This is a genomic window from Serratia sp. (in: enterobacteria) (assembly GCF_052400455.1).
Classification (GTDB): Bacteria; Pseudomonadota; Gammaproteobacteria; order Enterobacterales; family Enterobacteriaceae; genus Serratia; species Serratia ureilytica.
Map to the genome: position 1 here is coordinate 581,009 of NZ_CP185812.1, position 22,640 is coordinate 603,648.

Annotated in this window: 23 protein-coding genes; 19 read left to right on the forward strand and 4 right to left on the reverse strand. The window is 63.7% G+C overall.

The window, feature by feature from the left end:
- Positions 1–319: 319 nt before the first annotated feature.
- The 11 genes from ACORQT_RS02730 (at position 320) to hpaC (ending at position 10,735) form a co-directional block, all read left to right on the forward strand.
- Positions 320–952, forward strand: a complete 633-nt coding sequence (locus ACORQT_RS02730) for a fumarylacetoacetate hydrolase family protein (RefSeq protein ID WP_164057716.1) — start codon at positions 320–322, stop codon at positions 950–952.
- Positions 949–1,713, forward strand: coding sequence for a fumarylacetoacetate hydrolase family protein (locus ACORQT_RS02735; RefSeq protein ID WP_016929192.1), 765 nt, complete (start codon positions 949–951; stop codon positions 1,711–1,713). Before ACORQT_RS02730 ends, ACORQT_RS02735 begins: the two co-directional genes overlap by 4 nt.
- Positions 1,710–3,164 carry a 5-carboxymethyl-2-hydroxymuconate semialdehyde dehydrogenase gene (gene hpaE / locus ACORQT_RS02740; RefSeq protein ID WP_033651367.1) on the forward strand — a complete coding sequence of 485 codons (1,455 nt, stop codon included), beginning with the start codon at positions 1,710–1,712 and terminating at the stop codon, positions 3,162–3,164. The genes ACORQT_RS02735 and hpaE overlap by 4 nt, the downstream gene beginning before the upstream one ends.
- Positions 3,165–3,214: 50 nt before the next feature.
- Positions 3,215–4,072 carry a 3,4-dihydroxyphenylacetate 2,3-dioxygenase gene (gene hpaD, locus ACORQT_RS02745; RefSeq protein ID WP_015376537.1) on the forward strand — a complete coding sequence of 286 codons (858 nt, stop codon included), beginning with the start codon at positions 3,215–3,217 and terminating at the stop codon, positions 4,070–4,072.
- Positions 4,073–4,081: 9 nt separating this feature from the next.
- Positions 4,082–4,468, forward strand: a complete 387-nt coding sequence (locus ACORQT_RS02750) for a 5-carboxymethyl-2-hydroxymuconate Delta-isomerase (protein ID WP_004933172.1) — start codon at positions 4,082–4,084, stop codon at positions 4,466–4,468.
- 14 nt (positions 4,469–4,482) lie between these two features.
- Entirely contained in the window at positions 4,483–5,286 is an 804-nt protein-coding gene (gene hpaH, locus ACORQT_RS02755) for a 2-oxo-hept-4-ene-1,7-dioate hydratase (RefSeq protein ID WP_042783642.1), read from the forward strand.
- Between the two features lie 76 nt (positions 5,287–5,362).
- Positions 5,363–6,157, forward strand: coding sequence for a 4-hydroxy-2-oxoheptanedioate aldolase (gene hpaI, locus ACORQT_RS02760; RefSeq protein ID WP_033641769.1), 795 nt, complete (start codon positions 5,363–5,365; stop codon positions 6,155–6,157).
- 3 nt (positions 6,158–6,160) lie between these two features.
- A complete protein-coding gene (hpaX, locus tag ACORQT_RS02765; protein ID WP_021505400.1) occupies positions 6,161–7,531 on the forward strand; it encodes a 4-hydroxyphenylacetate permease in 1,371 nt (456 codons plus the stop codon).
- A gap of 34 nt (positions 7,532–7,565) precedes the next feature.
- Complete coding sequence (hpaA, locus tag ACORQT_RS02770; RefSeq protein WP_004933161.1) at positions 7,566–8,462, forward strand: 4-hydroxyphenylacetate catabolism regulatory protein HpaA; 897 nt, start codon at positions 7,566–7,568, stop codon at positions 8,460–8,462.
- Between the two features lie 178 nt (positions 8,463–8,640).
- Complete coding sequence (gene hpaB / locus ACORQT_RS02775; RefSeq protein ID WP_004933158.1) at positions 8,641–10,203, forward strand: 4-hydroxyphenylacetate 3-monooxygenase, oxygenase component; 1,563 nt, start codon at positions 8,641–8,643, stop codon at positions 10,201–10,203.
- A gap of 16 nt (positions 10,204–10,219) precedes the next feature.
- Entirely contained in the window at positions 10,220–10,735 is a 516-nt protein-coding gene (gene hpaC / locus ACORQT_RS02780; RefSeq protein WP_016929186.1) for a 4-hydroxyphenylacetate 3-monooxygenase, reductase component, read from the forward strand.
- Positions 10,736–10,768: 33 nt separating this feature from the next.
- Here the strand turns inward: hpaC and ampH are convergent, their stop codons facing one another.
- The gene (gene ampH, locus ACORQT_RS02785) at positions 10,769–11,911 is read right to left on the reverse strand and encodes a D-alanyl-D-alanine-carboxypeptidase/endopeptidase AmpH (RefSeq protein WP_164057717.1); all 1,143 of its coding nucleotides are present in this window, start codon (positions 11,909–11,911) and stop codon (positions 10,769–10,771) included.
- Positions 11,912–12,036: 125 nt separating this feature from the next.
- Complete coding sequence (locus ACORQT_RS02790; RefSeq protein ID WP_033641770.1) at positions 12,037–12,795, reverse strand: FadR/GntR family transcriptional regulator; 759 nt, start codon at positions 12,793–12,795, stop codon at positions 12,037–12,039.
- 235 nt (positions 12,796–13,030) lie between these two features.
- Here ACORQT_RS02790 and ACORQT_RS02795 point away from each other — a divergent pair, with 235 nt between their 5' ends.
- The 7 genes from ACORQT_RS02795 to fucP are packed head-to-tail and all read left to right on the forward strand — an operon-like array spanning position 13,031 to position 19,192.
- Positions 13,031–13,771: an SDR family oxidoreductase gene (locus ACORQT_RS02795; RefSeq protein ID WP_164057718.1), complete on the forward strand. Its 741-nt coding sequence runs from the start codon at positions 13,031–13,033 to the stop codon at positions 13,769–13,771.
- A 25-nt stretch (positions 13,772–13,796) separates the two neighbouring features.
- Positions 13,797–14,642: a fumarylacetoacetate hydrolase family protein gene (locus ACORQT_RS02800; protein ID WP_042783645.1), complete on the forward strand. Its 846-nt coding sequence runs from the start codon at positions 13,797–13,799 to the stop codon at positions 14,640–14,642.
- A gap of 14 nt (positions 14,643–14,656) precedes the next feature.
- Positions 14,657–15,934, forward strand: coding sequence for an L-fuconate dehydratase (locus tag ACORQT_RS02805; protein WP_042783646.1), 1,278 nt, complete (start codon positions 14,657–14,659; stop codon positions 15,932–15,934).
- 14 nt (positions 15,935–15,948) lie between these two features.
- The gene (locus ACORQT_RS02810; RefSeq protein ID WP_042783647.1) at positions 15,949–16,812 is read left to right on the forward strand and encodes an amidohydrolase family protein; all 864 of its coding nucleotides are present in this window, start codon (positions 15,949–15,951) and stop codon (positions 16,810–16,812) included.
- Positions 16,790–17,566 (forward strand): SDR family oxidoreductase, encoded by a 777-nt coding sequence (locus tag ACORQT_RS02815; RefSeq protein ID WP_042783648.1) that lies wholly within the window; start codon positions 16,790–16,792, stop codon positions 17,564–17,566. The genes ACORQT_RS02810 and ACORQT_RS02815 overlap by 23 nt, the downstream gene beginning before the upstream one ends.
- Entirely contained in the window at positions 17,563–17,922 is a 360-nt protein-coding gene (locus tag ACORQT_RS02820) for an L-rhamnose mutarotase (protein WP_015376547.1), read from the forward strand. Before ACORQT_RS02815 ends, ACORQT_RS02820 begins: the two co-directional genes overlap by 4 nt.
- Before the next feature lie 40 nt (positions 17,923–17,962).
- On the forward strand, positions 17,963–19,192 hold the full coding sequence (gene fucP / locus ACORQT_RS02825) for an L-fucose:H+ symporter permease (protein WP_164057719.1): 1,230 nt from the start codon (positions 17,963–17,965) through the stop codon (positions 19,190–19,192).
- Between the two features lies 1 nt (position 19,193).
- On the opposite strand, the gene ACORQT_RS02830 is transcribed toward fucP, so the two are convergent.
- Positions 19,194–20,396, reverse strand: a complete 1,203-nt coding sequence (locus tag ACORQT_RS02830; protein WP_047025175.1) for an MFS transporter — start codon at positions 20,394–20,396, stop codon at positions 19,194–19,196.
- Between the two features lie 108 nt (positions 20,397–20,504).
- On the opposite strand from ACORQT_RS02830, the gene ACORQT_RS02835 reads away from it, so the two are divergent.
- Entirely contained in the window at positions 20,505–21,416 is a 912-nt protein-coding gene (locus ACORQT_RS02835) for a LysR family transcriptional regulator (RefSeq protein WP_164057722.1), read from the forward strand.
- Positions 21,417–21,426: 10 nt separating this feature from the next.
- On the opposite strand, the gene ACORQT_RS02840 is transcribed toward ACORQT_RS02835, so the two are convergent.
- Complete coding sequence (locus tag ACORQT_RS02840) at positions 21,427–22,623, reverse strand: MFS transporter (protein WP_033641780.1); 1,197 nt, start codon at positions 22,621–22,623, stop codon at positions 21,427–21,429.
- Positions 22,624–22,640: the final 17 nt, after the last annotated feature.

Consider the following 22,640-nt stretch of genomic DNA (forward strand, 5'->3'; position numbering starts at 1 on the left):
CTTAGCTATCAAGGTGTTCGTTGTTACGGCGCTCGTTATGGGGGCGCCTGCCCCGCAAAGCCCGATTTTGTTAATAACTTAATAGTAGCCAAAGTTACCCGTAGGGATAAAGCAAAAATGCGAGGCGCAGCTAAAAATGGCGTGAAAAATGGTTAATGCATTGAATAATCACGCTAATGTTCGTAATTTGTGAATATTTTGTTATCACGATCACAAATCACTCCAAGCGCGTTGCGTAAAAGCTGCACAGCGTATAAAAGTAATCATTAATATATTAATGAATGCCGGTTGTCATGTTTTTGCCATTGGAGGAGTTCGCATGAAAGGCACCGTATTTTCCGTTGCGCTGAACCACCGCAGCCAACTGGACGCCTGGGATCAGGCGTTTCACCAGCAGCCGTATCAAACCCCGCCCAAAACCCCGGTGTGGTTTATCAAACCGCGCAATACCCACCTCGCCAACGGCGGGGCGATCCCGTTTCCGGCCGGTGAAACCGTGCAGAGCGGCGGCACGCTGGCGGTGATCATCGGCGACACCGCGCGCAAGGTGCCGGCGGCGCAGGTGAGCCGTTATCTGGCCGGTTACGCGCTGGCCAACGACGTCAGCCTGCCGGAGAGCAGCTTCTATCGCCCGGCGATCAAGGCCAAATGCCGCGACGGCTTCTGCCCGCTGGGGGAGATGGGGCAGTTGGAGAACGCCGATCGGCTGGAGATCGTCACCGAGATCAACGGCGTGGAGCAGGATCGCTGGTCCACCGCCGATCTGGTGCGCGCGGTACCGGAGCTGATCGCCGCCATCAGCGATTTCATCACCCTGCAGCCGGGCGATGCGGTGCTGATAGGCACCCCGCACCAGCGGGTGGCGATCAAACCGGGGGATGAGGTGACGGTGCGCGCCGCCGGCCTGCCCACGTTGACCAACCGCGTCACCCAGGCAGGAGCCGCATCATGAAACATGCCCGTATTCGCCATCATGGCCAGATCGTCAACGTTCAGGTAGATGACCAGCTGCGCGTCACGCTGCCGAACGGCGAGGTGCTGCAGGAGCGTGAAGTGGAATGGCTGCCGCCGGCGCAGGGCACGGTGTTCGCCCTGGGACTGAACTATGCCGACCACGCCAGCGAGCTGGAATTTAAAGCGCCGGAAGAGCCGCTGGTGTTCCTCAAGGCGCCGAACACCCTGACCGGCCACCGTCAGGTGTCGGTGCGTCCGGCCGGCGTGGAGTACATGCATTACGAAGCCGAGCTGGTGGCGGTGATCGGCAAGACCGCGCGCAACGTCAGTCGCGAGCGCGCCATGGAGTATGTGGCGGGTTACACCCTGTGCAACGACTACGCCATCCGCGACTACCTGGAGAACTACTACCGGCCGAATCTGCGGGTGAAGAGCCGCGACACCCTGACGCCGATCGGGCCGTATATCGTCGATCGCGACGACGTCGCCGATCCGCATCGGCTGGCGCTCAGCACCTACGTCAACGGTGAGCTGCGCCAGCGCGGCAGCACCGCCGACATGATTTTCGACATTCCGTTCCTGATCGCCTACCTGAGCGAATTCATGACGCTGCAGCCGGGCGACATGATCGCCACCGGCACGCCGAAAGGGCTGGCCGACGTGCAGCCGGGCGACGAAGTGGTGGTGGAGATCGAAGGCATCGGCCGTTTGGTTAACCACATTATCAGTGAAAAAGATTACGAGGAGAGCCTGCGATGAAAACCATCAACCACTGGATCAACGGTAAGAACGTCGCCAGCAAAGAGTATTTCACCACCACCAACCCGGCGAACGGCGAGGTGCTGGCGGAAGTGGCCTCCGGCGGCCAGCTGGAGATAGACCAGGCGGTGGCCGCGGCGAAAGAGGCGTTCCCCAAGTGGGCGAATACGCCGATGAAAGAGCGCGCGCGCCTGATGCGCCGTTTGGGTGAACTGATCGACCAGAACGTGCCGCAGATCGCCGAAATGGAAACCGCCGATACCGGTCTGCCGATCCATCAGACCAAAAACGTGCTGATCCCGCGCGCCTCGCACAACTTCGAATTCTTCGCCGAGGTGTGCCAGCAGATGAACGGCAAGACCTACCCGGTGGACGACAAGATGCTCAACTACACGCTGGTGCAGCCGGTGGGGGTATGCGCGCTGGTATCGCCGTGGAACGTGCCGTTCATGACCGCCACCTGGAAAACCGCGCCTTGCCTGGCGCTGGGCAACACGGCGGTGCTGAAGATGTCCGAACTGTCGCCGCTGACCGCCGATCGCCTGGGCGAGCTGGCGCTGGAAGCCGGCATTCCGGCCGGGGTGCTGAACGTGGTGCAGGGCTACGGCGCCACCGCCGGCGACGCATTGGTGCGCCATAAAGACGTGCGCGCGGTCTCCTTCACCGGCGGCACCGCCACCGGCCGGCGCATCATCGAAAGCGCCGGGCTGAAGAAATTCTCCATGGAGCTCGGCGGCAAGTCGCCGGTGCTGATCTTTGAAGACGCCGACATCGAGCGGGCGCTCGACGCCGCGCTGTTCACCATCTTCTCGATCAACGGCGAACGCTGCACCGCCGGTTCGCGCATCTTCATTCAGGAGAGTATCTACCCGGAATTCGTCAAACGTTTCGCCGAGCGCGCCAACCGTCTGCGCGTCGGCGATCCGCAAGATCCCAACACCCAGGTGGGCGCGTTGATCAGCCCGCAGCACTGGGAAAAAGTCTCCGGCTATATCCGCCTCGGGGTGGAGGAAGGGGCGACCCTGTTGGCCGGCGGCCCGGATAAACCGGCCGGCTTGAGCCACGGCAACTTCCTGCGCCCGACGGTGTTGGCGGATGTCGACAACCGGATGCGCGTGGCGCAGGAGGAGATCTTCGGGCCGGTGGCCTGCCTGCTGCCGTTCAAATCAGAAGAAGACGGCCTGCGCATGGCCAACGACGTGGAGTACGGCCTGGCGTCGTACATCTGGACGCAGGATGTGAGCAAGGTTCTGCGCCTGGCCCGCGGCATCGAAGCGGGCATGGTTTTCGTCAACACCCAAAACGTACGCGATCTGCGCCAACCGTTCGGCGGCGTGAAAGCCTCCGGCACCGGCCGCGAAGGCGGGGAATACAGCTTCGAAGTGTTCGCCGAGATGAAGAACGTGTGCATTTCCATGGGTGATCACCCGATCCCACGCTGGGGCGTTTAATCAGGCCCCGGCATCGTTCACGGAATCATTTTTGTTTCATGTGAGGACTTATGGGTAAGTTAGCGTTAGCCGCCAAGATTACACATGTGCCATCGATGTATCTGTCGGAAATCCCTGGGAAAAACTTTGGCTGCCGGCAGGCGGCCATCGACGGCCATAAAGAGATCGGCGCGCGTTGCCGCGAGATGGGCGTCGACACCATCGTGGTGTTCGACACCCACTGGCTGGTGAACAGCGCCTATCACATCAACTGCAGCGCGCATTTCTCCGGCGTGTACACCAGCAACGAGCTGCCGCATTTCATCCGCGACATGACTTACGACTACGACGGCAACCCGGCGCTGGGCCAACTGATCGCCGATGAGGCCTGCAAGCGGGGCGTACGCGCCAAGGCGCACGACATCCCGAGCCTGAAGCTGGAATACGGCACGCTGGTGCCGATGCGTTACATGAACGCCGACAAGCATTTCAAGGTGGTGTCGATCTCGGCGTTTTGCACCGTGCATGACTTCGCCGACAGCCGCCGGCTGGGCGAGGCGCTCAAAAGCGCCATCGAGAAATACGACGGCACCGTGGCGGTGCTGGCCAGCGGCTCGCTGTCGCACCGCTTTATCGACGATCAGCGCGCCGAAGAGGGCATGAACAGCTACACCCGTCAGTTCGACCAGCAAATGGACGAACGGGTGGTCAAGCTCTGGGAAGAGGGGCGCTTTCGCGAGTTCTGCGAAATGCTGCCGGAGTATGCCGATTATTGCTACGGCGAAGGCAACATGCACGACACCGTGATGCTGCTGGGCCTGCTCGGCTGGGACAAATACGACGGCAAGGTGGAGTTCATCACCCCGCTGTTCGCCAGTTCCGGCACCGGGCAGGTCAACGCCGTGTTCCCTTTGCCCGCTGAAGCCTGAGGTGTGTGAATGCCCCATTTTTACGCTGAATGTACCGACAACATCCGCCGCGAGGCGGATTTGCCTACCCTGTTCGCCAAGGTTAACGAGGCGCTGGCGGCGACCGGCATCTTCCCGCTGGCCGGCGTGCGCAGCCGGGCCATCTGGCTCGATACCTGGCAGATGGCCGACGGCAAGCAGGATTACGCCTTCGTGCACATGACGTTGAAAATCGGCCACGGCCGCAGTCTGGAAAGCCGTCAGCAGGTGGGCGAGATGCTGTTTGCGCTGATCAAGGAACACTTCGCCGCGCTGATGGCGCAGCGTTACCTGGCGCTCTCTTTCACCATGGAAGAGCTGGATCCGGTGCTGAATTACAAACAGAACAATGTCCACGCGCTGTTCAATAAAGCGTGAATAAGGGGTCGTAAATGCTGGATAAAGAGCAGGTTAACCGCGCCGTGCAGCGCCTGCATCAGGCGGAAAAGAGTCGTGAGCAGATCCGCGCGCTGTCGCTCGATCATCCCGAGATCACCATTGAAGACGCCTATGCCATTCAGCGGCAGTGGGTGGAGCTGAAGATCGCCGAGGGGCGCGCGCTCAAAGGCCACAAGATCGGCCTGACCTCGCGCGCCATGCAGGTCAGCTCGCAGATCACCGAGCCGGACTACGGCGCGCTGCTGGACGACATGTTCTTCAACGACGGCAGCGACATTCCGATCGATCGCTTCATCGTGCCGCGGGTGGAGGTGGAGCTGGCGTTCGTGCTGGCTAAGCCGCTGCGCGGGCCGAACTGCACGCTGTTCGACGTCTACAACGCCACCGACTACGTCATTCCGGCGCTGGAGATCATCGACGCGCGCAGCCACAACGTCGATCCCGAGACGCAGCGGCCGCGCAAGGTGTTCGACACCATCTCCGACAACGCCGCCAACGCCGGGGTGGTGATGGGTGGGCGGCCGATCAAGCCGGATGCGCTGGATCTGCGTTGGATCTCTGCGCTGCTGTACCGCAACGGCGTGATTGAAGAGTCCGGCGTGGCGGCGGCGGTGCTCAATCATCCGGCTAACGGCGTGGCCTGGCTGGCCAACAAGCTGGCGCCGTATGAGGTGGAGCTGGAAGCGGGGCAGGTGATCCTCGGCGGTTCTTTCACCCGGCCGGTGCCGGCGCGGCGCGGCGATACTTTCCACGTCGATTACGGCCCGATGGGCTGCATCAGCTGCCGCTTCGTCTAATAAGCAGGCTCGGCGAACCGAGCCGCAATAACCGGGCGGGGGCCACGCGCCGCGCCCGCTTGTCAGGGAGAATGCGATGTTAACCAACCACTTCAAGCGAGCGCTGCAGGAAAAACGCCCGCAGATCGGGCTGTGGCTCGGGCTGTGCAGCAGCTACAGCGCCGAACTGTTGGCCGGCGCCGGTTTCGACTGGCTGCTGATCGACGGCGAACATGCGCCCAACAACGTGCAGACGGTGCTGGGGCAGCTGCAGGCGGTCGCCCCTTACCCGAGTCAGCCGGTGGTGCGGCCGCCGTGGAACGATGCGGTGATCATCAAGCAGTTGCTGGACGTCGGCGCGCAAACCTTATTGATCCCGATGATTCAGAACGCCGAACAGGCGCGCGACGCGGTGCGCGCCACGCGCTATCCGCCGCATGGCGTGCGCGGCGTCGGCAGCGCCCTGGCGCGCGCCTCGCGCTGGAACCGAGTGCCCGATTACCTGCAGCAGGCCGACGAGCAGATGTGCGTGCTGGTGCAGATTGAAACCCGCGAGGCGGTGAAAAACCTGGAGGCGATCCTGCAGGTGGAAGGGGTGGACGGCGTGTTTATCGGCCCGGCGGATCTCAGCGCCGACATGGGCTTCGCCGGTAATCCGCAGCATCCGGAGGTGCAGCGCACCATCGATGACGCCATTGCGCGCATCCGCGCTGCCGGCAAGGCGCCGGGCATTTTGATGGCCAACAAGGCGCTGGCGCAGCGCTATCTGGAAGCCGGCGCGCTGTTCGTCGCGGTAGGAGTGGATACCACCCTGCTGGCGCGGGCGGCGGAAGCCCTGGCGAACGAGTTCAAACAGGGCGGGGCGCAAGCGCCTTCATCGGGAGTCTACTGAACCATGAACCACGTCGATTCGCTGCCGCCGGCCAACCCGGCGCAGCAACATAAAGCGTTAACCGCCGCCGAGCAATCGGTGATTAAAAAGTTGTTTCGGCGCCTGATTATTTTCCTGTTCGTGTTGTTTGTTTTCTCTTTCCTCGACCGCATCAACATCGGCTTCGCCGGGCTGACGATGGGCAAGGATCTCGGCCTCAGCTCGACCATGTTCGGGCTGGCGGCGACGCTGTTCTATGCCACCTACGTGATCTTCGGCATTCCGAGCAACATGATGCTGAGCCGGGTCGGCGCGCGGCGCTGGATCGCCACCATCATGGTGCTGTGGGGCATCGCTTCCACCTGCACGATGTTCGCCACCGGGCCGACCAGCCTGTATGTGCTGCGCATGATCGTCGGCATCACCGAGGCCGGCTTCCTGCCGGGCATTCTGGTGTACCTCACCTACTGGTTCCCGGCGTTTTACCGCGCCCGGGCTAACGCCTTGTTCATGATCGCCATGCCGGTGACCATGGCGATCGGTTCGCTGGTCTCCGGCTATATTCTGGCGCTGGACGGGGTGATGAACCTGAAGGGCTGGCAGTGGCTGTTCCTGCTGGAAGGGATCCCGTCGGTGCTGTTGGGCGTGGTGGTGTGGTTCTACCTCGACGACACCCCGGCCAAGGCCAAGTGGCTGACCGACGAGGAAAAAGCCAGCCTGAAAGCGATGATGGAGGCCGACAAGCTGCAGCTGGTGCAACCCAACGGGCCGAGCAGCCACCGCGCGCTGCAGCAGCGCAGCCTGTGGCGCGAGATCTTCACGCCGATCGTGCTGATGTACACGCTGGCCTATTTCTGCCTGACCAACACCCTGAGCGCGATCAATATCTGGACGCCGCAGATCCTGCAGAGCTTCAACCAGGGCAGCAGCAACGTGACGATCGGCATTCTGGCGGCGATCCCGCAGATCTGCACCATCGCCGGCATGGTGTGGTGGAGCAAACGATCCGACAGGCTGCAGGAGCGTAAGCATCACACCGCGCTGCCGTATCTGTTCGCCGCCGCCGGCTGGCTATTGGCTTCCGCCACCGATCACAGCCTGATCCAACTGCTGGGGATCGTGATGGCGTCGGTCGGTTCCTTTACCGCCATGGCGATCTTCTGGACCACGCCGGATCAGTCGATCAGCCTGGAAGCGCGGGCGGTGGGGATCGCGGTGATCAACGCCACCGGCAATATCGGATCGGCGCTCAGCCCGCTGTTGATCGGCTGGTTCAAGGACATGACCGGCAGCTTCAACTCCGGGCTGTATTTCGTCTCGGCGCTGTTGATCGTCGGCGCCGTGCTGGTGTGGCGCATCCCGATGAAGGATTCGCGCCCGAGAGCGACGCCTTGATACGCAGATAGGCAGGATTGCAGGAGGTAATGAGGTGCGGAAAAGTACCGGTTTTATCGCCAACATCGATATTTGCAAAGAGTATGACGCGCGCTACGCCGCCGACGAGGTGCACTACGAAACCTTCGCCGGGCTGGCGGCGTTCTTCGGCCGCGACATGCAGGTGCACTGGCACGACTGCTTCTTCCAGGTGCATTTTCTGGAGACCGGCAAGATAGAGCTGCAGCTCGACGATCAGCACTATTCGGTGCAGGCGCCGCTGTTCATCCTCACGCCGCCGTCGGTGCCGCATGCGTTCTTCACCGAACCGGACAGCGACGGCCACGTGCTGACGGTGCGTCAGGAGCTGATTTGGCCGCTGCTGGAGCGCCTGTATCCCGGCAGCAATCTGGCGCTGGACATGCCGGGCATCTGCCTGTCGCTGGCCGATGCGCCGCAGGAGCTGACGGCGCTCAGCCACTATTGGGCGCTGATCCGCCGCGAGTTCGCGCAGAACCTGGCCGGGCGCGAACAGACGCTGGCGCTGTTGGCGCAGGCGGTGTTCACGCTGCTGCTGCGCAACACCGCGCTGGAAGACAGCGCCAACAGCGGCGTGCGCGGCGAACTGCAGCTGTTTCAACGCTTCAACAAGATGGTGGACGAGCGTTTCCGCGAGCATCTGCCGGTGCCGGAGTATGCGCAGGCGTTGGGCGTGACCGAATCGCGGCTCAACGACCTGTGTCGGCGCTTCGCCAACCGGCCGCCCAAGCGGCTGATCTTCGATCGATTGCTGCGCGAGGCTAAGCGCATGCTGCTGTTCAGCGCCTGCACGGTGCATGAAACCGCCTACAGCCTCGGCTTCAAGGATCCGGCCTATTTCGCCCGTTTTTTCAATCGGCTGGAAGGCTGTTCCCCTTCAACCTACCGCGCGGCGCAACACGCCCTTTCGTAACCGCGATCACAGTTTGCCGCGAAAGCGGCAAACTGACCTGAAAAGTACCGGCGATTGCCGCAAAAGTCTCTTCTCGAAACCGGCTTTGGCAGCTTCAATTAAGCAACCAAAAGAAAACATTATTTTAACAAATGGCCGACTCCACGGCCTGAAAAATGCCGATTACGAGGAAGACCCGATGAAACCAGAAGACTTTCGTGCCGACAGCAAGCGTCCGTTCACCGGCGCCGAGTACCTGAAAAGTTTGCAGGACAGCCGCGAAATCTACATTTACGGCGAACGCGTAAAAGACGTCACCACCCACCCGGCGTTCCGCAATGCGGCGGCCTCGGTCGGCCAGCTGTACGACGCGCTGCACGATCCGGCCAGCCAGGATCGCCTGTGCTGGAATACCGACACCGGCAACGGCGGTTACACCCACAAGTTCTTCCGCTATGCCCGCAGCCCGGAAGAGATGCGCCAGCAGCGTGACGCCATCGCCGACTGGTCGCGCCAAAGCTACGGTTGGATGGGGCGCACGCCGGATTATAAGGCGGCCTTCGGCTGCGCGCTGGGCGCTTATCCGGAGTTCTACGGCCAGTTCGCCGACAACGCGCGCCACTGGTACAAACGCATTCAGGAAACCGGGCTCTATTTCAACCACGCTATCGTCAACCCGCCGATCGATCGTCATAAGCCGGTCAACGAGGTGAAGGACGTCTACATTCAGGTGGAGAAAGAAACCGACGCTGGCATCATCGTCAGCGGCGCCAAAGTGGTGGCTACCAACTCGGCGTTGACCCACTACAACTTCATCGGTTTCGGTTCGGCGCAGGTGATGGGCGATAATCCTGACTTTGCGCTGATGTTCGTGGCGCCGATGGATGCCGAAGGGGTGAAGCTGATTTCGCGCGCCTCCTACGAGCTGGTGGCCGGCGCCACCGGTTCGCCGTTCGACTACCCGCTGACCAGCCGCTTCGACGAGAACGACGCGATCCTGATCATGGATCATGTGCTGATCCCGTGGGAAAACGTGCTGATCTACCGCGATTTCGACCGCTGTCGCCGCTGGAGCACCCAGGGCGGTTTCGCCCGGCTGTTCCCGCTGCAGGCCTGCGTGCGTCTGGCGGTGAAGATGGATTTCATCACCGCGCTGCTGCAAAAGAGCCTCTCGTGCACCGGCGTGCTGGAGTTCCGCGGCGTGCAGGCCGATCTGGGTGAAGTGGTGGCCTGGCGCAACCTGTTCTGGTCGCTGAGCGACGCGATGTGCGCCGAAGCCACGCAATGGGAAAACGGCGCTTACCTGCCGGATTCCGCCGCGCTGCAAACCTACCGCGTGATGGCGCCGATGGCCTACACCAAGGTGAAACACATCATCGAGAAGAACGTCACCAGCGGCCTGATCTATCTGCCGTCCAGCGTGCGCGACATGAACAACCCGGAGATCGACAAGTACCTGGCGCGCTACGTGCGCGGATCGGACGGCATGGATCACGTCGAGCGCATCAAGATCCTCAAACTGATGTGGGATGCGATCGGCAGCGAGTTCGGCGGGCGCCACGAGCTGTATGAGATCAACTACGCCGGCAGCCAGGATGAGATCCGCCTGCAGTGCCTGCGCCATGCGCAGGGATCTGGCAACATGGATCGCATGATGCAGATGGTCGACAAGTGCCTGGCCGATTACGATCAGCACGGCTGGAAGGTGCCGCACCTGCGGAACAATGACGATATTAATCAGTTGGATAATCTGCTGAAGTAATTCAGGAGGAGGTTGTATGTCTCAGGAAAATGAACAGCGGCTGCGCTTTCGCGACGCCATGGCCAGCCTGTCGGCGGCGGTGAATATCGTCACCACCGACGGCCCGGCGGGGCGCTGCGGCATCACCGCCACGGCGGTGTGTTCGGTGACCGATACGCCGCCGACGCTGCTGGTGTGCATCAACCGCAACAGCGCGATGAACCCGGTGTTTCAGGAAAACCGCAGGCTGTGCGTCAACGTGCTTAACCACGAGCAGGAGCTGATGGCGCGCCACTTCGCCGGCATGACCGGCGTCAGCATGGAAGATCGTTTCCGGCTGGAAGAGTGGCAGCTCGGCGCGCTGGGGCAGCCGGTGCTGCGCAATACCCTGGCCAGCCTGGAAGGGGAGATCGAGCAGATCCAGAGCATCGGCACCCACCAGATGTACCTGGTGCAGATCAAGCAGATCGCGCTGAGCGAAGCGGGCAACGGCCTGATCTACTTCAAGCGCAACTTCCATCCGGTGATTCATCAGATGGCGGTGCCGGCCTGACGCCTGGGGGCGCAGCCAGCTGCGCCCCTCATCTCAACTCTTGTTGGCCGCCAGATCGCTCACCAGGCGGTTGACCGGATCGCTCATGTTGGTGAACTTGCTCAGCTCCGAACGGGTCACCACCACGAACACCCCGACGTTTTTCGCCGGGATCATCGCCATATAGGTGATGAATCCGCCGCCGCCGCCGGTCTTCTGAATGATGCCCGGCAGCCCGTCCTTCGGCGCCATATACACCCAGCCCAATCCCAATGCATCCGCTTGCCCCGGCACGTCCATGCCCTTCAGCGATACCAGATCGTGGCGCTGGAAGTACATGGTTTGCTCGCTGGCGGCGGTGGCTTTGCGCGGGCCGCTGGCGCTGGAGGAGAGGAACTGCTGCATCCAGCGCTGCATGTCGCGCGGGGTGGAGTAGACGCCGCCGCTGCCGGCCGCGGCGGTGGTGTCGCGACAGGCGCTTGGGCCGGCCGCCGCCACCATCAGGCGCGAACACTGTTCAGGGCTCGGCGTCAGCGTGGTGTCGACCATGCCGAGCGGCGCGGTGATTTTCTCTTTCAGCAGCGCGTTGTAAGGCTTGCCCGCGGCGCGCGACAGCGCGTCGGCCAGCAGATCATACGCCAGGTTGGAATACGCGGCGTGCACGCCCGGCGGCGTCGTGATGTTGGCATGCGCCAGCCACTGCCAGCGCTGGGCCTTGGTCGGCCAGGTGAACACCGGCGTTTTCGGCGGCTTCTTGCCCGGCTGCTCGCGCGGCAGCGCGCTGGTGTGGGTCGCCAGGTTCAATAAGGTGATCGGCTGGCTGGCGTTGTAAGCCGGCACATAGGCGCCCTTGGGGGCATATTTGCGCAGCGGGTCGGTCAGCTTGACCTGGCCTTCCGCCGCCATCTTCACCATCACTTCGCTGGTCATCAGCTTGGTGATCGAGGCGATGCGGATCAGCGAATCCGGGCGCGGGCGCAGGTTGTTGCCGGGCTTGGTGTCGCCAAAGCTGCGGTTAACCACTTGATTGCCGTCGATCACCACCAGCGCCATGCCGGTGGCGCCGCTGTTGTAGAAAATATGTTCGGCATACTGGTCGACGATTTGCGAAGCCAGCTGCGGGGGCGCGGCCTGCACGGCCAGCGGCGCGGCGCACAGGCCCAGCGCCAGCAATAAAGCGGAGACAGAGTTCTTCAACGGTCGTTATCCATTTAACAATGCAGCGGGAAAGGGCGTTATTCGTCGCCCAGTGTAATGCCCCCAGGCCCCTGCTGCATGTAGAAAAAAGAGCGGTGGCGATAAAAATTTTTAACCGCCGCGGCCTATTGCGCGCGGGCGAAAATGGCGATCACTTCGTCCAGGTGCGCCTTCATCGCCTTGCGGGCGCCGCGCACGTCGCGCGCTTCAATTGCCGCCAGGATCGCCCGGTGTTCCAGCTCGGAACGGTGCGGCATGTCGTCCGGCGTATAGTGGCGCTGCAGCACGCGGAACATGCTGCCGTAACGGTGGCCGAGCAGGTGCCCGATGATGAACGCATAGGCCGGGTTGCCGCTGGCCTGGGCGATGCGGATGTGGAACAGCCGATCGCCGGGGTGGGTGGCGGAGCCGGCCCGGTTATCGCGGCAGTTCTGCTCATAGGCGGCGCGGATGCCCGCCAGCTCTTCGTCGGTGGCGTGGCGCGCGGCCAGCGCGGCGGTCTCCGGTTCGATCAACAGGCGGGTTTGCAGCAGTGAAAACGGCGGCAGCTCGGCGTTGAAATCCAGCTCGATATTCAGTTCGTCGTCGATTTCCGCCCACTGGTTGCGGCCGGCCTGGGCCATGACCGGTTCTTGCGACGCCGGCGGCGGCGTTTGCGAACGCACGATCACCCCGTTGCCCACCTTGACGTCCACCAGGCCAATCACTTCCAACGCGATCAGCGCCTCGCGCACCGACGCGCGGCTGACCTGCAACTGCTGGGCAAGATCGCGCTCCGAGGGCAGGCGGCTGCCCGGCGGAAATTCGTTGTTCTCGATAAGACGTTTGAGTTGGTCAGCTATCTGTCTGTAAATCCTTGGGTTTTCCAGTCGGGTAATCGGCATTTTTGACCTTTGACGATTCGGCGTTCAGTGATTTGGCGCACAATTATGCGACAAGGCGCTTGAGTAATCGTTATTCAAGTGTAAAAAAATGGTTAATTGAAATGCAGTTTCAAGGCTGTTTTTATTAACTTCTTCCCCCAACGATAACGCGTAAAGCGTCTTTTGTCATGTTAGAGGCCTGACCTTTACCGCCTTTAGTGGCCTGACCATTAGACCTTTAGGCCGAGGAGTCAAGATGGATTTAACCGGGAAACGCGTACTGATCACCGCCGCCGGGCAAGGGATCGGATTCACCACCGCCAGGCTGTTCGCCGCCGCCGGCGCCGACGTGATCGCCAGCGACATCAACCTCGAGCGCCTGCAGGGCTGCGCCGGGATCCGCGCGCTGACGCTGAACGTCACCGATCCGGCCGCCATCGCGGCGGCGGCGGAAGCGATCGGCCCGATCGACGTGTTGTTCAACTGCGCCGGCGTGGTGCACAGCGGATCGATCCTCGATTGCAGCGAGGATCAGTGGGCGTTCGCGCTCGATCTCAACGTGACCGCAATGTTCCGCATGATCCGCGCCTTCCTGCCGGGCATGTTGGCGCGCGGTAAAGGTTCGATCATCAACATGTCCTCGGTGGCCTCGAGCGTGAAAGGGGTGCCGAACCGCTTCGCCTACGGCGCCAGCAAGGCGGCGGTGATTGGCCTGACGCGCTCGGTGGCGGCGGATTACGTCACCCAGGGCATCCGCTGCAACGCCATCTGCCCCGGCACGGTGGAATCGCCGTCGCTGCGTCAGCGCATCGCCGAGCAGGCGCGCGAGCAGGGGCGTAGCGAGCAAGAGGTGTATCAGGCGTTCGTCGCCCGCCAGCCGATCGGGCGCATCGGCACCACCGAGGAAATTGCCCAGTTGGCGCTGTACCTGGCCTCCGACGCCAGTTCGTACACCACCGGCACGGTGCAGATCATCGACGGCGGCTGGAGCAACTGAGCCGCCATTTTTGAGAGAGGAACGCATGAAACTTTTACGTTATGGGGAACCCGGGCAAGAGCGCCCCGGCATGTTGGATGCGCAGGGCCGCCTGCGCGATCTGTCGCAGCATATCGCCGACGTGGGCGGCGCCGCGTTATCGCCGGCGTCGCTCGCCAAACTGCGCGCGCTGGACAGCGCCGCGTTGCCGCTGGTCGAGGGGCAGCCGCGCCTCGGCGCCTGCGTCGGCGGCATCGGCAAGTTCATCTGCATCGGCCTGAACTACGCCGATCACGCGGCGGAAACCGGCGCGGCCATTCCTGAAGAACCGGTGGTGTTCAACAAATGGACCAGCGCGGTGGTCGGCCCCTACGACCGGGTGGAGATCCCGCGCGGCTCGCAGAAAACCGATTGGGAAGTGGAGTTGGGCGTGGTGATCGGCCTGGGCGGGCGCTACATCAGCGAAGCGGACGCGATGCGCCACGTCGCCGGTTATTGCGTGATCAACGACGTCTCAGAACGCGAATATCAAATTGAGCGCGGCGGCACCTGGGACAAGGGCAAAGGCTGCGACACCTTCGGGCCGATCGGCCCCTGGCTGGTGACCGCCGACGAAATCGCCGATCCGCACAGCCTGAACCTGTGGCTGGAGGTGGACGGCAAGCGCTATCAGGACGGCAACACCAGCACCATGATCTTCCGCATTCCACAGATCGTCAGCTACCTCAGCCGCTTTATGAGCCTGCAGCCGGGCGACGTGATCTCCACCGGTACGCCGCCGGGCGTCGGCATGGGGCAGAAACCGCAGCCCGTCTATCTGCGGGCGGGCCAGACGATGCGTCTGGGCATCGAAGGGCTGGGCGAACAGCGCCAGCAAACCGTACAGGCTTAACCGGGAGCGCCGCCATGACCACCATTACCGCACTGCGGGTTGAAGACATTCGTTTCCCCACCTCGTTGGGGCTGGACGGATCCGACGCCATGAATCCGGATCCCGACTATTCCGCCGCCTACGTGATCCTGGAGACCGATCGCGCGGATCTCAGCGGCCACGGACTGACGTTCACCATCGGCCGCGGCAACGAGATCTGCTGCGCGGCGATCCGCGCGCTGGAGCATCAGATCGTCGGTGAGCGGCTGGAGACGATCGCCGCCGACATGGGCGCCTTCTGGCGGCGCTTCACCAGCGACAGCCAGCTGCGCTGGATCGGGCCGGACAAAGGCGCCATTCACCTGGCGACCGGCGCGGTGGTCAATGCGGTGTGGGATCTGTGGGCCAAATCGGTCGGCAAGCCGGTATGGCGGCTGGTGGCGGAGATGACGCCGGAGGAACTGGTGCGCTGCATCGACTTCCGTTACATCACCGACTGCATCACGCCGCAGGAAGCGCTGGCGCTGCTGAAACAGCGGGCCGAGGGCAAAGAACGGCGCCTGGAGCGACTGCTGCAGCAAGGGTACCCCTGTTACACCACCTCCGCCGGCTGGCTGGGTTACCCGGATGACAAGCTGCGCCGCCTGTGCCAGGAAGCGGTCGACGCCGGTTTCTCCTACCTGAAGCTGAAGGTCGGGCGCGATCTGGAAGACGACATTCGCCGGGTGCGCATCGCCCGTGAGGTGATCGGCCCGGATCGCCGGCTGATGATCGACGCCAACCAGGTGTGGGAGGTGGGCGAAGCCATTCCGTGGGTGAAACATCTGGCGTTCGCCAACCCCTGGTTTATCGAAGAGCCGACCAGCCCGGACGACGTGGAAGGGCATCGCCGCATCCGCGAAGGGGTGGCGCCGGTCAAGGTGGCCACCGGTGAGATGTGCCAGAACCGCATCATGTTCAAGCAGTTCATCATGCGCGGCGCGGTGGACGTGGTGCAGATCGACGCCTGCCGTCTCGGCGGCGTCAACGAAGTGCTGGCGGTGATGCTGATGGCGGCCAAATACCAGCTGCCGGTCTGCCCACATGCCGGCGGCGTCGGGCTGTGCGAATACGTGCAGCACCTGTCGATGATCGACTACCTGTGCATCGCCGGCACCCACGAAGGCCGGGTGATCGAGTACGTCGATCATTTGCATGAACACTTTGTCGATCCCTGTGTGATCAAGGGCGCGGCCTACATGCCGCCGAGCCGTCCCGGTTACTCGATCGAGATGCATCCGTCGTCGATCGAGCAGTATCGGTTCCGCGGGTGAGGCGGGAGGATCGCATGCCGCGCATCGACGCTCACCAGCACTACTGGCGCTACCACCCGCAGCACTACCCGTGGATCGACGAGCGGATGCGCGTGCTGCGACAGGATTTCGATCCGCCCCGGCTGCGGCCGCTGTTGCAGGAACACGGCTTCGACGGCGCGCTGGCGGTGCAGGCGCGCCCCAGCGAGGACGAGACGCTGGCCCTGCTGGCGCTGGCTGAGCAGAGCGAGGGCGTATGCGGCGTGGTGGGCTGGTTGGATATCACCGCGCCGCAGCTGGCGCAGCGTCTGGAGGCCTGGCGGCCTTACAGCGCGCTGCGCGGGGTGCGCCATCAGGTGCAGGACGAAGCGGATCCAGCGGCCTGGCTGGCGCGGCCGGAGGTGGATCGCGGCATGCAAACGCTGCAGCGCGCCGGGTATGTGTATGAGATCCTGGTGACGCACCGGGATCTGGCGGCCGCGGCGGCGTTTGCCGGCCGCCACGACCAACACTGGCTGGTGCTGGATCACCTCGGCAAGCCGGACATCGCGCGCGGCGCGCGGCACTGGGCGCAGCAAATCCGGCCGTTGGCGGCGCTGCCGCACGTGGCCTGCAAGCTCTCGGGGCTGATCACAGAGGCGCCGGGTGGCCGGTGGCGCGCGGAAGAACTGCTGCCGTTCTTCGATGCCGCGCTGGAGGCGTTCGGCCCGCAGCGGCTGATGTTCGGCTCCGACTGGCCGGTGTGCCTGCTGGCCGGCGACTACCGCCAGGTGGTGCAACTGTGCGAACGGGCGCTGTCGACGCTGGGGGCCGCCGAGCAGGCGGCGATTTGGGGCGACACCGCACGGCGAATTTACGGGTTAACGGAGTCTGGTTATGGATCTGTATCTGCAAGATAAGGTGGTGCTGGTCACCGGCGGCGGTGCCGGCATCGGCGCGGCGATTGCTCATGTGCTGGCCGAAGAGGGGGCGATCCCGGTGCTGGTCACCAACGCCGCGCCGGAGACGGCGCTGCTGGCCGATTTACAGCGGTTGCAGCCGCGCACCGGAGTGATCCTCACCGAATTGTGCGACGAGGCGGCCTGCCGCCGGGCGGTCAGCCAGACGCTGGCGACCTTCGGCCGCATTGACGGGCTGGTGAACAACGCCGGGGTCAACGACGGCGTCGGGCTAGAGGCGGGGCGCGAAGCGTTCGTCGGCTCGCTGGAAAAGAATCTGGTGCATTACTACCTGATGGCGCACCTGTGCCAGGCGGCGCTGCGGGAGAGCCGGGGCGCCATCGTCAACATCGCCTCCAAGACCGCACTCAGCGGGCAGGGGGGCACCAGCGGCTACACCGCCGCCAAGGGCGCGGTGCTGGCGCTGACGCGCGAATGGGCGGTGTCGCTGCGCCATGATGGGGTGCGGGTGAACGCGGTGGTGCCGGCGGAGGTGATCACCCCGCAGTACCAGCGCTGGCTCAACACCTTCGCCGAGCCGCAGCGGCAGATGGAGAAGATCACCGCGCGCATTCCGCTCGGGCAGCGCATGACCACGCCGCAGGAGATCGCCGATACCGTGGCGTTTCTGCTGTCGTCGCGGTCATCACACACCACTGGACAGTGGCTGTCGGTGGACGGCGGCTACCTGCATCTCGATCGGGCGCTGACGTGAGCGGCGCGGCGGCAGGGCGGCGCCGTTTCTGCCAGGCGCTCGATCTGATTGACTCACCGGCGCTGATTGCGGAGTACCAGCAGCATCATCAGCGCATTTGGCCGGGCATCGCCGCGCATTTGCGCGAGCACGGCATTCTGGACATGGAGATTTACCGGTTAGGCACCCGGCTGTTCATGATCGTGGAGGTCAGCGCCGATTTCGACGCCGCGCGTTTTGACGCCGCCAGCCTGAACAACCCCGAAGTGCAGCGATGGGAAGCGCTGATGTGGCACTACCAGGCCGCCACCCCCTGGACGCCGCAGGGCGAAAAATGGGTGGAAATGGCGCGGATTTTCTCTCTGCAACAGCAATAACGCCAACATCATCATCGCCAGACGATACGAGGGTATCACCATGCTTGCTGAAAAAAGTGCGGCCTCCGCGCAGCCGGGCGTCCCCGTGACCGCCAATCTGCGCTGGGCCTTTATCCTGGTCACCAGCCTGTTCTTCATGTGGGGGCTGTCCTATGGCCTGCTGGACGTATTGAACAAACATTTTCAGGAAACGCTGCACGTCACCAAGGCGCAGTCGGGGCTGCTGCAGGCGGCGTACTTCGGCGCCTATTTCCTGGTGGCGCTGCCCGCCGGTTATTTCATGGATCGCAAGGGCTATAAGGCGGGCATTCTGGTCGGGCTGTGCCTGTACGCACTGGGCGCGCTGCTGTTCGTGCCGGCGGCGTCGGCCAACAGCTTCGGCGTCTTCCTGTTCGCGCTGTTCGTTATCGCCAGCGGCCTGGGCTGCCTGGAAACGGCGGCCAACCCGTACGCCACGGTGCTGGGCGACGCGCAGGGCGCCGAACGGCGGCTCAACCTGGCCCAGTCGTTCAACGGCCTCGGGCAGTTTATCGGCCCGCTGATCGGCGGCACGCTGTTCTTCTCCGCCGGCCAGTCCGTCGGCGGCGGCGATCAGAGCGCGGTGAAGATGACCTATGTGGCGATCGCCGCGCTGGTGCTGCTGATCGCGTTGTTGTTCAGCCGCACCCGGCTGCCGGCGATCCGCGAAGAGGAAAAACCGGTGCACGGCGTGATAGCGCAGGGGTTGTGGCAGCATCCGCATTTCGTCGGCGGGGTCATCACGCAGTTTTTCTACGTGGCGGCGCAGGTGGGCGTGGGGGCGTTCTTCATCAACTACGCCACCGAGCACTGGCGCGAGGTGTCTAACCAGAGCGCCTCTTACCTGCTGTCGATCGCCATGATCTGCTTTATGGTCGGACGTTTCTTCAGCACCTGGCTGATGGGACGGGTCAAACCGGCGACGCTGCTGGCGGTCTATGCGCTGATCAACATTGCGCTGTGCGGTGTGGTAATGCTGAGCGTCGACGGCGTCTCGGTGGTGGCGCTGATCGCGGTGTTCTTCTTTATGTCGATCATGTTCCCGACCATTTTCGCCCTGGGGGTGAAAAATCTGGGCAAGCACACCAAGCGCGCCAGCTCGTTCATGATCATGGCGATCGTCGGCGGCGCCATCATGCCTTACTTTATGGGGGCGCTGGCCGACCGTTACAGCACCGCGCTCTCTTATCTGCTGCCGCTGCTGTGCTTCGCGGTGGTGCTGGTTTACGGCCTGCGGCAGCGCCGCGCCTGATTCACCCCGGCGGCGAATCGGCTTTCGCCGCCGTTTTCGGCATCTGCCGCCGGGTCCCCATCAGGATGGCCAACGCCAGCAGCAGCACCAGGCCGGACAGCGCGCCGTTTATCGTCAGGCCGCCGGCATCCACCACCAGCCCGCCCACCAGCGAACCGCAGGAGATCGCCAGGTTAAACAGCGCGATATACAGTGAAGAGGCGACCTCGGCCGCATCGGGCGCCGCCTTGAGCATCCACGCCATCAACGCAACGGAAACGCCGCCGTAGGCGATGCCCCACAGCAGCAGGAAGGCGCCGCCGCTCAGCGGCGTGTGGCCCAGCAGCGGCAGCAGCAGGACGGCGAGCGCCAGCCCGAGGGCGATCAGCGCCAGGGTGCGGCGCAGCCGTTTGGCGGCGGCCTGGCCGGCGATAAAATTCCCGACGAGGCCGGCGATGCCGTAGGCGAACAGCAGCGGCCCCACCCAGCGGCTCTCGATGCCGGAGACCGTCTGCAGCAGTGGACGGACAAAGGTGTAAGCCATAAAGTGACCGGCGACCAGCAGAAACGTCAGCAGCAGCCCGGTCAGCAGCCGGCGATTCGCGCGTTGCGCGGTGAACGACCGCCAGCCGATCGCCTGCGTGACCGGCAGCGGCGGCAGCACGCACACCAGCAGGAGCAGGGTCAGCGCCGCCAGAACGGCGACCGCCAGAAACGCCATGCGCCAGCCCAGCGCTTCGCCGAGGAATACCCCGAGCGGCACCCCGAACACCGAGGCCGCCGCTACGCCACCGAAGATGATAGACAGCGCCAATCCGACGGAGGCCGGCGGCACCAGGCGTTCCGCCAGCCCGCCGGCGATGGCCCAGATACCGCCGATGCAAAAACCCAGCAGGATGCGCGCAGCGAACAGCAGCGCCAGGGAGGTGGCGGCGGCGGCCAGCAGGTTAGCGGCGATCAGCAGCAGCAGAAAGCCCGCCAGCAGGTTGCGGCGGTCTGTGCGCCGGGCGCCCAGCACCACCAGCGGGGCGAACAGCGCGGCGAACAGGGCCGGCAGGGAAATCAGCAGCCCGGCGCGGCCGATCGACGCGTTCAGGGTGCTGACGATCGGGGTCAGCAGCCCGACGGGCAGCATTTCTGCGGTGACGACGGTAAAGGTGGACAGGCCGACCGCGAAGGTCGCCAGCCACGCTTTTGCGCCGCCGTCGGCGTGTAAGGCACTCATAATGACTCTCCCAACAGATGAAGAACCCCAGTGTATCCGCGCTAAAATGGCTGATAAACTGGCCTGAATGCGCAACATTGGGGACAAAGCGTGGCTAATTTACCGTCTATGCCGTTGGATAACCTGACCGACCTGCTGGTATTCATTCGCGTCGCCGACGCCTGCAGCTTCACGCTGGCGGCCGAGAGACTGGGCATCTCCCGATCGGCGGCGGGCAAATGCGTGAACCGATTGGAGGCGCGATTGGCGTCCCGGCTGCTGCAGCGCACCACGCGCAGCGTCAGCCTGACCGAAGACGGCGCAGTGTTTTACGAATATGCGCAGCGCATCCTGTCGCAGGCCGAAGAGGCAGAAACGGCGCTCAATACGCGGCGGCAAACCCCGCGCGGGCGGCTGCGGCTGGATGTGCCGGTCTCGTTGGGGCGGTTGCATATTTTGCCGATTCTGCGGGAATTTTTGGCGCAGTGGCCGGAGGTGGACGCCGACGTCAGCTTCTCCGACGATTACAGCGATTTGGTGCGCGACGGTATCGACGTGGCGATCCGCGTCGGCGGCAGCGACGACAGTCGGCTGGTGCGGCGGGTGCTCGCGCCGCACCGCCTGATCACCTGCGCGGCGCCGGACTATCTGGCGCGCTACGGCACGCCTGCGACACCGGAGGCGCTGGGCGATCACGAGACGCTGGTCTTCAGCCACCAGGGATTGCCGGCGCCCTGGCGCTATCGGGTTAACGGCCAACTGCACGAACAGCCGGTGCGCGGCCGGATGCGTTTCAACAACGTCGAGGCATTGCGGGATGCGGCCGTCGCCGGGGCAGGTCTGTGTCAGGTAGGGGCGTTTCTGGTCGGTGAACAGATGGCGGCCGGCACGCTGGTGCCGGTGCTGGAACGCTATTGTCGCCCGGGGCCGCCGATCTGCGCCGTTTATCCCAGCCGACGCCATCTCTCCCCCAAAGTGAAACTGTTTCTGGTGGCGATCGAACGGCGCTGGCAGGGCAAGGCGATTTGGGAAACCGTTTAGCGCGGGCGGTTCACGCCGCTTTCAAGGCCAGCGTTCGCCGCATTAGGCGATAGCCGCCGGCCGCCACCAGCAGTACGACCAGGCCGGCCGTGAGCGTGACGCCAAAGCCGGCCGTTATCCCCGCAGCGTCGATCGCCAGGCCCGCCAGGGCTGCGCCGAACGCCACGCCTATCCCCAGACCGGTGACCATCCAGGTCAATCCCTCCGTCAGCCTGGCGGGGGGCACGATGTTTTCAACCAGCCCCATGGCAATGATCATGGTCGGCGCGAAAAACAGTCCGGCGACAAACATCGCCGCCGCCAGCGTCAAGACATTGTGCACCCACAGCAGCGGCAGGGTAGTGAATGCGGTGGCGAACGCCGCGTATAAGAACAGGCGGGGCAAGGGGACGGGGATCTTCATTGCGCCGAAAATCAGCCCGGCGAGGCAGGAGCCAAACGCGTAAACCGACAGCACGATGCTGGCGGCGGCCGGCTGGCCTTGCTGCTCGGCGAAGGCCACGCTGATGACGTCCACGGTGCCGACAATGGTGCCCAGGGCGATCAGCGCCAGCACCAGAATTTGCATTGACGGCATAGCCAGGATGGCGCGCTGCCGCTCGCTGTTGCGGGTGTAAACCGGGGGCTGTGTGCTTTTTTGCAAGGCGAATGCCGTGACGCCCGCCACCAGAAGCAGCGCGGCCACCAGAGGGCCGGCTTCTGGGAAAAGTGAAACGCTGAGCCCCACGGCGATCGGCGGGCCGATGATAAAGGCGACTTCGTCCAACACCGACTCGAATGAAAATGCCGTGTGCAGCTGCGGCGTGCCGCGATAAATTTCGCTCCAGCGAGCTCTGACCATCGCGGAGATGCTGGGCATGCCGCCCGCGAGCGCGGCGAAGACGAACAGCGCCCAATCCGGTGCCTGGTAGCGAGTGCAAATCAGCAGCAGCAAGAGGGCGATCGCGCTGGTCCCGGTGGCATACGGCAGCACTCGGCGTTGGCCGAAGCGATCCGCTGCGCGCGCGATCTGCGGCGCGAGCAGCGCCATGGAAAAGGCGAACGTCGCCGCCACCGCGCCCGCTAACCAATAGGAGCCGCGTACCTGCGAGAGCATGGTAATGATGCCGATGCCGGTCATCGAGACCGGCAGGCGCGCGATCAGCCCGGCAGAGGAAAACGCCTTGCTGCCCGGGGCGGTGAACAGTTTGAAATAAGGATTTGCCATAAAATGGGCTCCGGAAT

Bases quoted from the DNA above. Each gene is read 5' to 3' on its own strand.
- ACORQT_RS02730 (WP_164057716.1), top strand. From the start codon at position 320: ATGAAAGGCACCGTATTTTCCGTTGCGCTGAACCACCGCAGCCAACTG.
- ACORQT_RS02735 (WP_016929192.1), top strand. From the start codon at position 949: ATGAAACATGCCCGTATTCGCCATCATGGCCAGATCGTCAACGTTCAG.
- hpaE (WP_033651367.1), top strand. From the start codon at position 1,710: ATGAAAACCATCAACCACTGGATCAACGGTAAGAACGTCGCCAGCAAA.
- hpaD (WP_015376537.1), top strand. From the start codon at position 3,215: ATGGGTAAGTTAGCGTTAGCCGCCAAGATTACACATGTGCCATCGATG.
- ACORQT_RS02750 (WP_004933172.1), top strand. From the start codon at position 4,082: ATGCCCCATTTTTACGCTGAATGTACCGACAACATCCGCCGCGAGGCG.
- hpaH (WP_042783642.1), top strand. From the start codon at position 4,483: ATGCTGGATAAAGAGCAGGTTAACCGCGCCGTGCAGCGCCTGCATCAG.
- hpaI (WP_033641769.1), top strand. From the start codon at position 5,363: ATGTTAACCAACCACTTCAAGCGAGCGCTGCAGGAAAAACGCCCGCAG.
- hpaX (WP_021505400.1), top strand. From the start codon at position 6,161: ATGAACCACGTCGATTCGCTGCCGCCGGCCAACCCGGCGCAGCAACAT.
- hpaB (WP_004933158.1), top strand. From the start codon at position 8,641: ATGAAACCAGAAGACTTTCGTGCCGACAGCAAGCGTCCGTTCACCGGC.
- hpaC (WP_016929186.1), top strand. From the start codon at position 10,220: ATGTCTCAGGAAAATGAACAGCGGCTGCGCTTTCGCGACGCCATGGCC.
- ACORQT_RS02790 (WP_033641770.1), bottom strand. From the start codon at position 12,795: ATGCCGATTACCCGACTGGAAAACCCAAGGATTTACAGACAGATAGCT.
- ACORQT_RS02795 (WP_164057718.1), top strand. From the start codon at position 13,031: ATGGATTTAACCGGGAAACGCGTACTGATCACCGCCGCCGGGCAAGGG.
- ACORQT_RS02800 (WP_042783645.1), top strand. From the start codon at position 13,797: ATGAAACTTTTACGTTATGGGGAACCCGGGCAAGAGCGCCCCGGCATG.
- ACORQT_RS02805 (WP_042783646.1), top strand. From the start codon at position 14,657: ATGACCACCATTACCGCACTGCGGGTTGAAGACATTCGTTTCCCCACC.
- ACORQT_RS02810 (WP_042783647.1), top strand. From the start codon at position 15,949: ATGCCGCGCATCGACGCTCACCAGCACTACTGGCGCTACCACCCGCAG.
- ACORQT_RS02815 (WP_042783648.1), top strand. From the start codon at position 16,790: ATGGATCTGTATCTGCAAGATAAGGTGGTGCTGGTCACCGGCGGCGGT.
- fucP (WP_164057719.1), top strand. From the start codon at position 17,963: ATGCTTGCTGAAAAAAGTGCGGCCTCCGCGCAGCCGGGCGTCCCCGTG.
- ACORQT_RS02830 (WP_047025175.1), bottom strand. From the start codon at position 20,396: ATGAGTGCCTTACACGCCGACGGCGGCGCAAAAGCGTGGCTGGCGACC.
- ACORQT_RS02835 (WP_164057722.1), top strand. From the start codon at position 20,505: ATGCCGTTGGATAACCTGACCGACCTGCTGGTATTCATTCGCGTCGCC.
- ACORQT_RS02840 (WP_033641780.1), bottom strand. From the start codon at position 22,623: ATGGCAAATCCTTATTTCAAACTGTTCACCGCCCCGGGCAGCAAGGCG.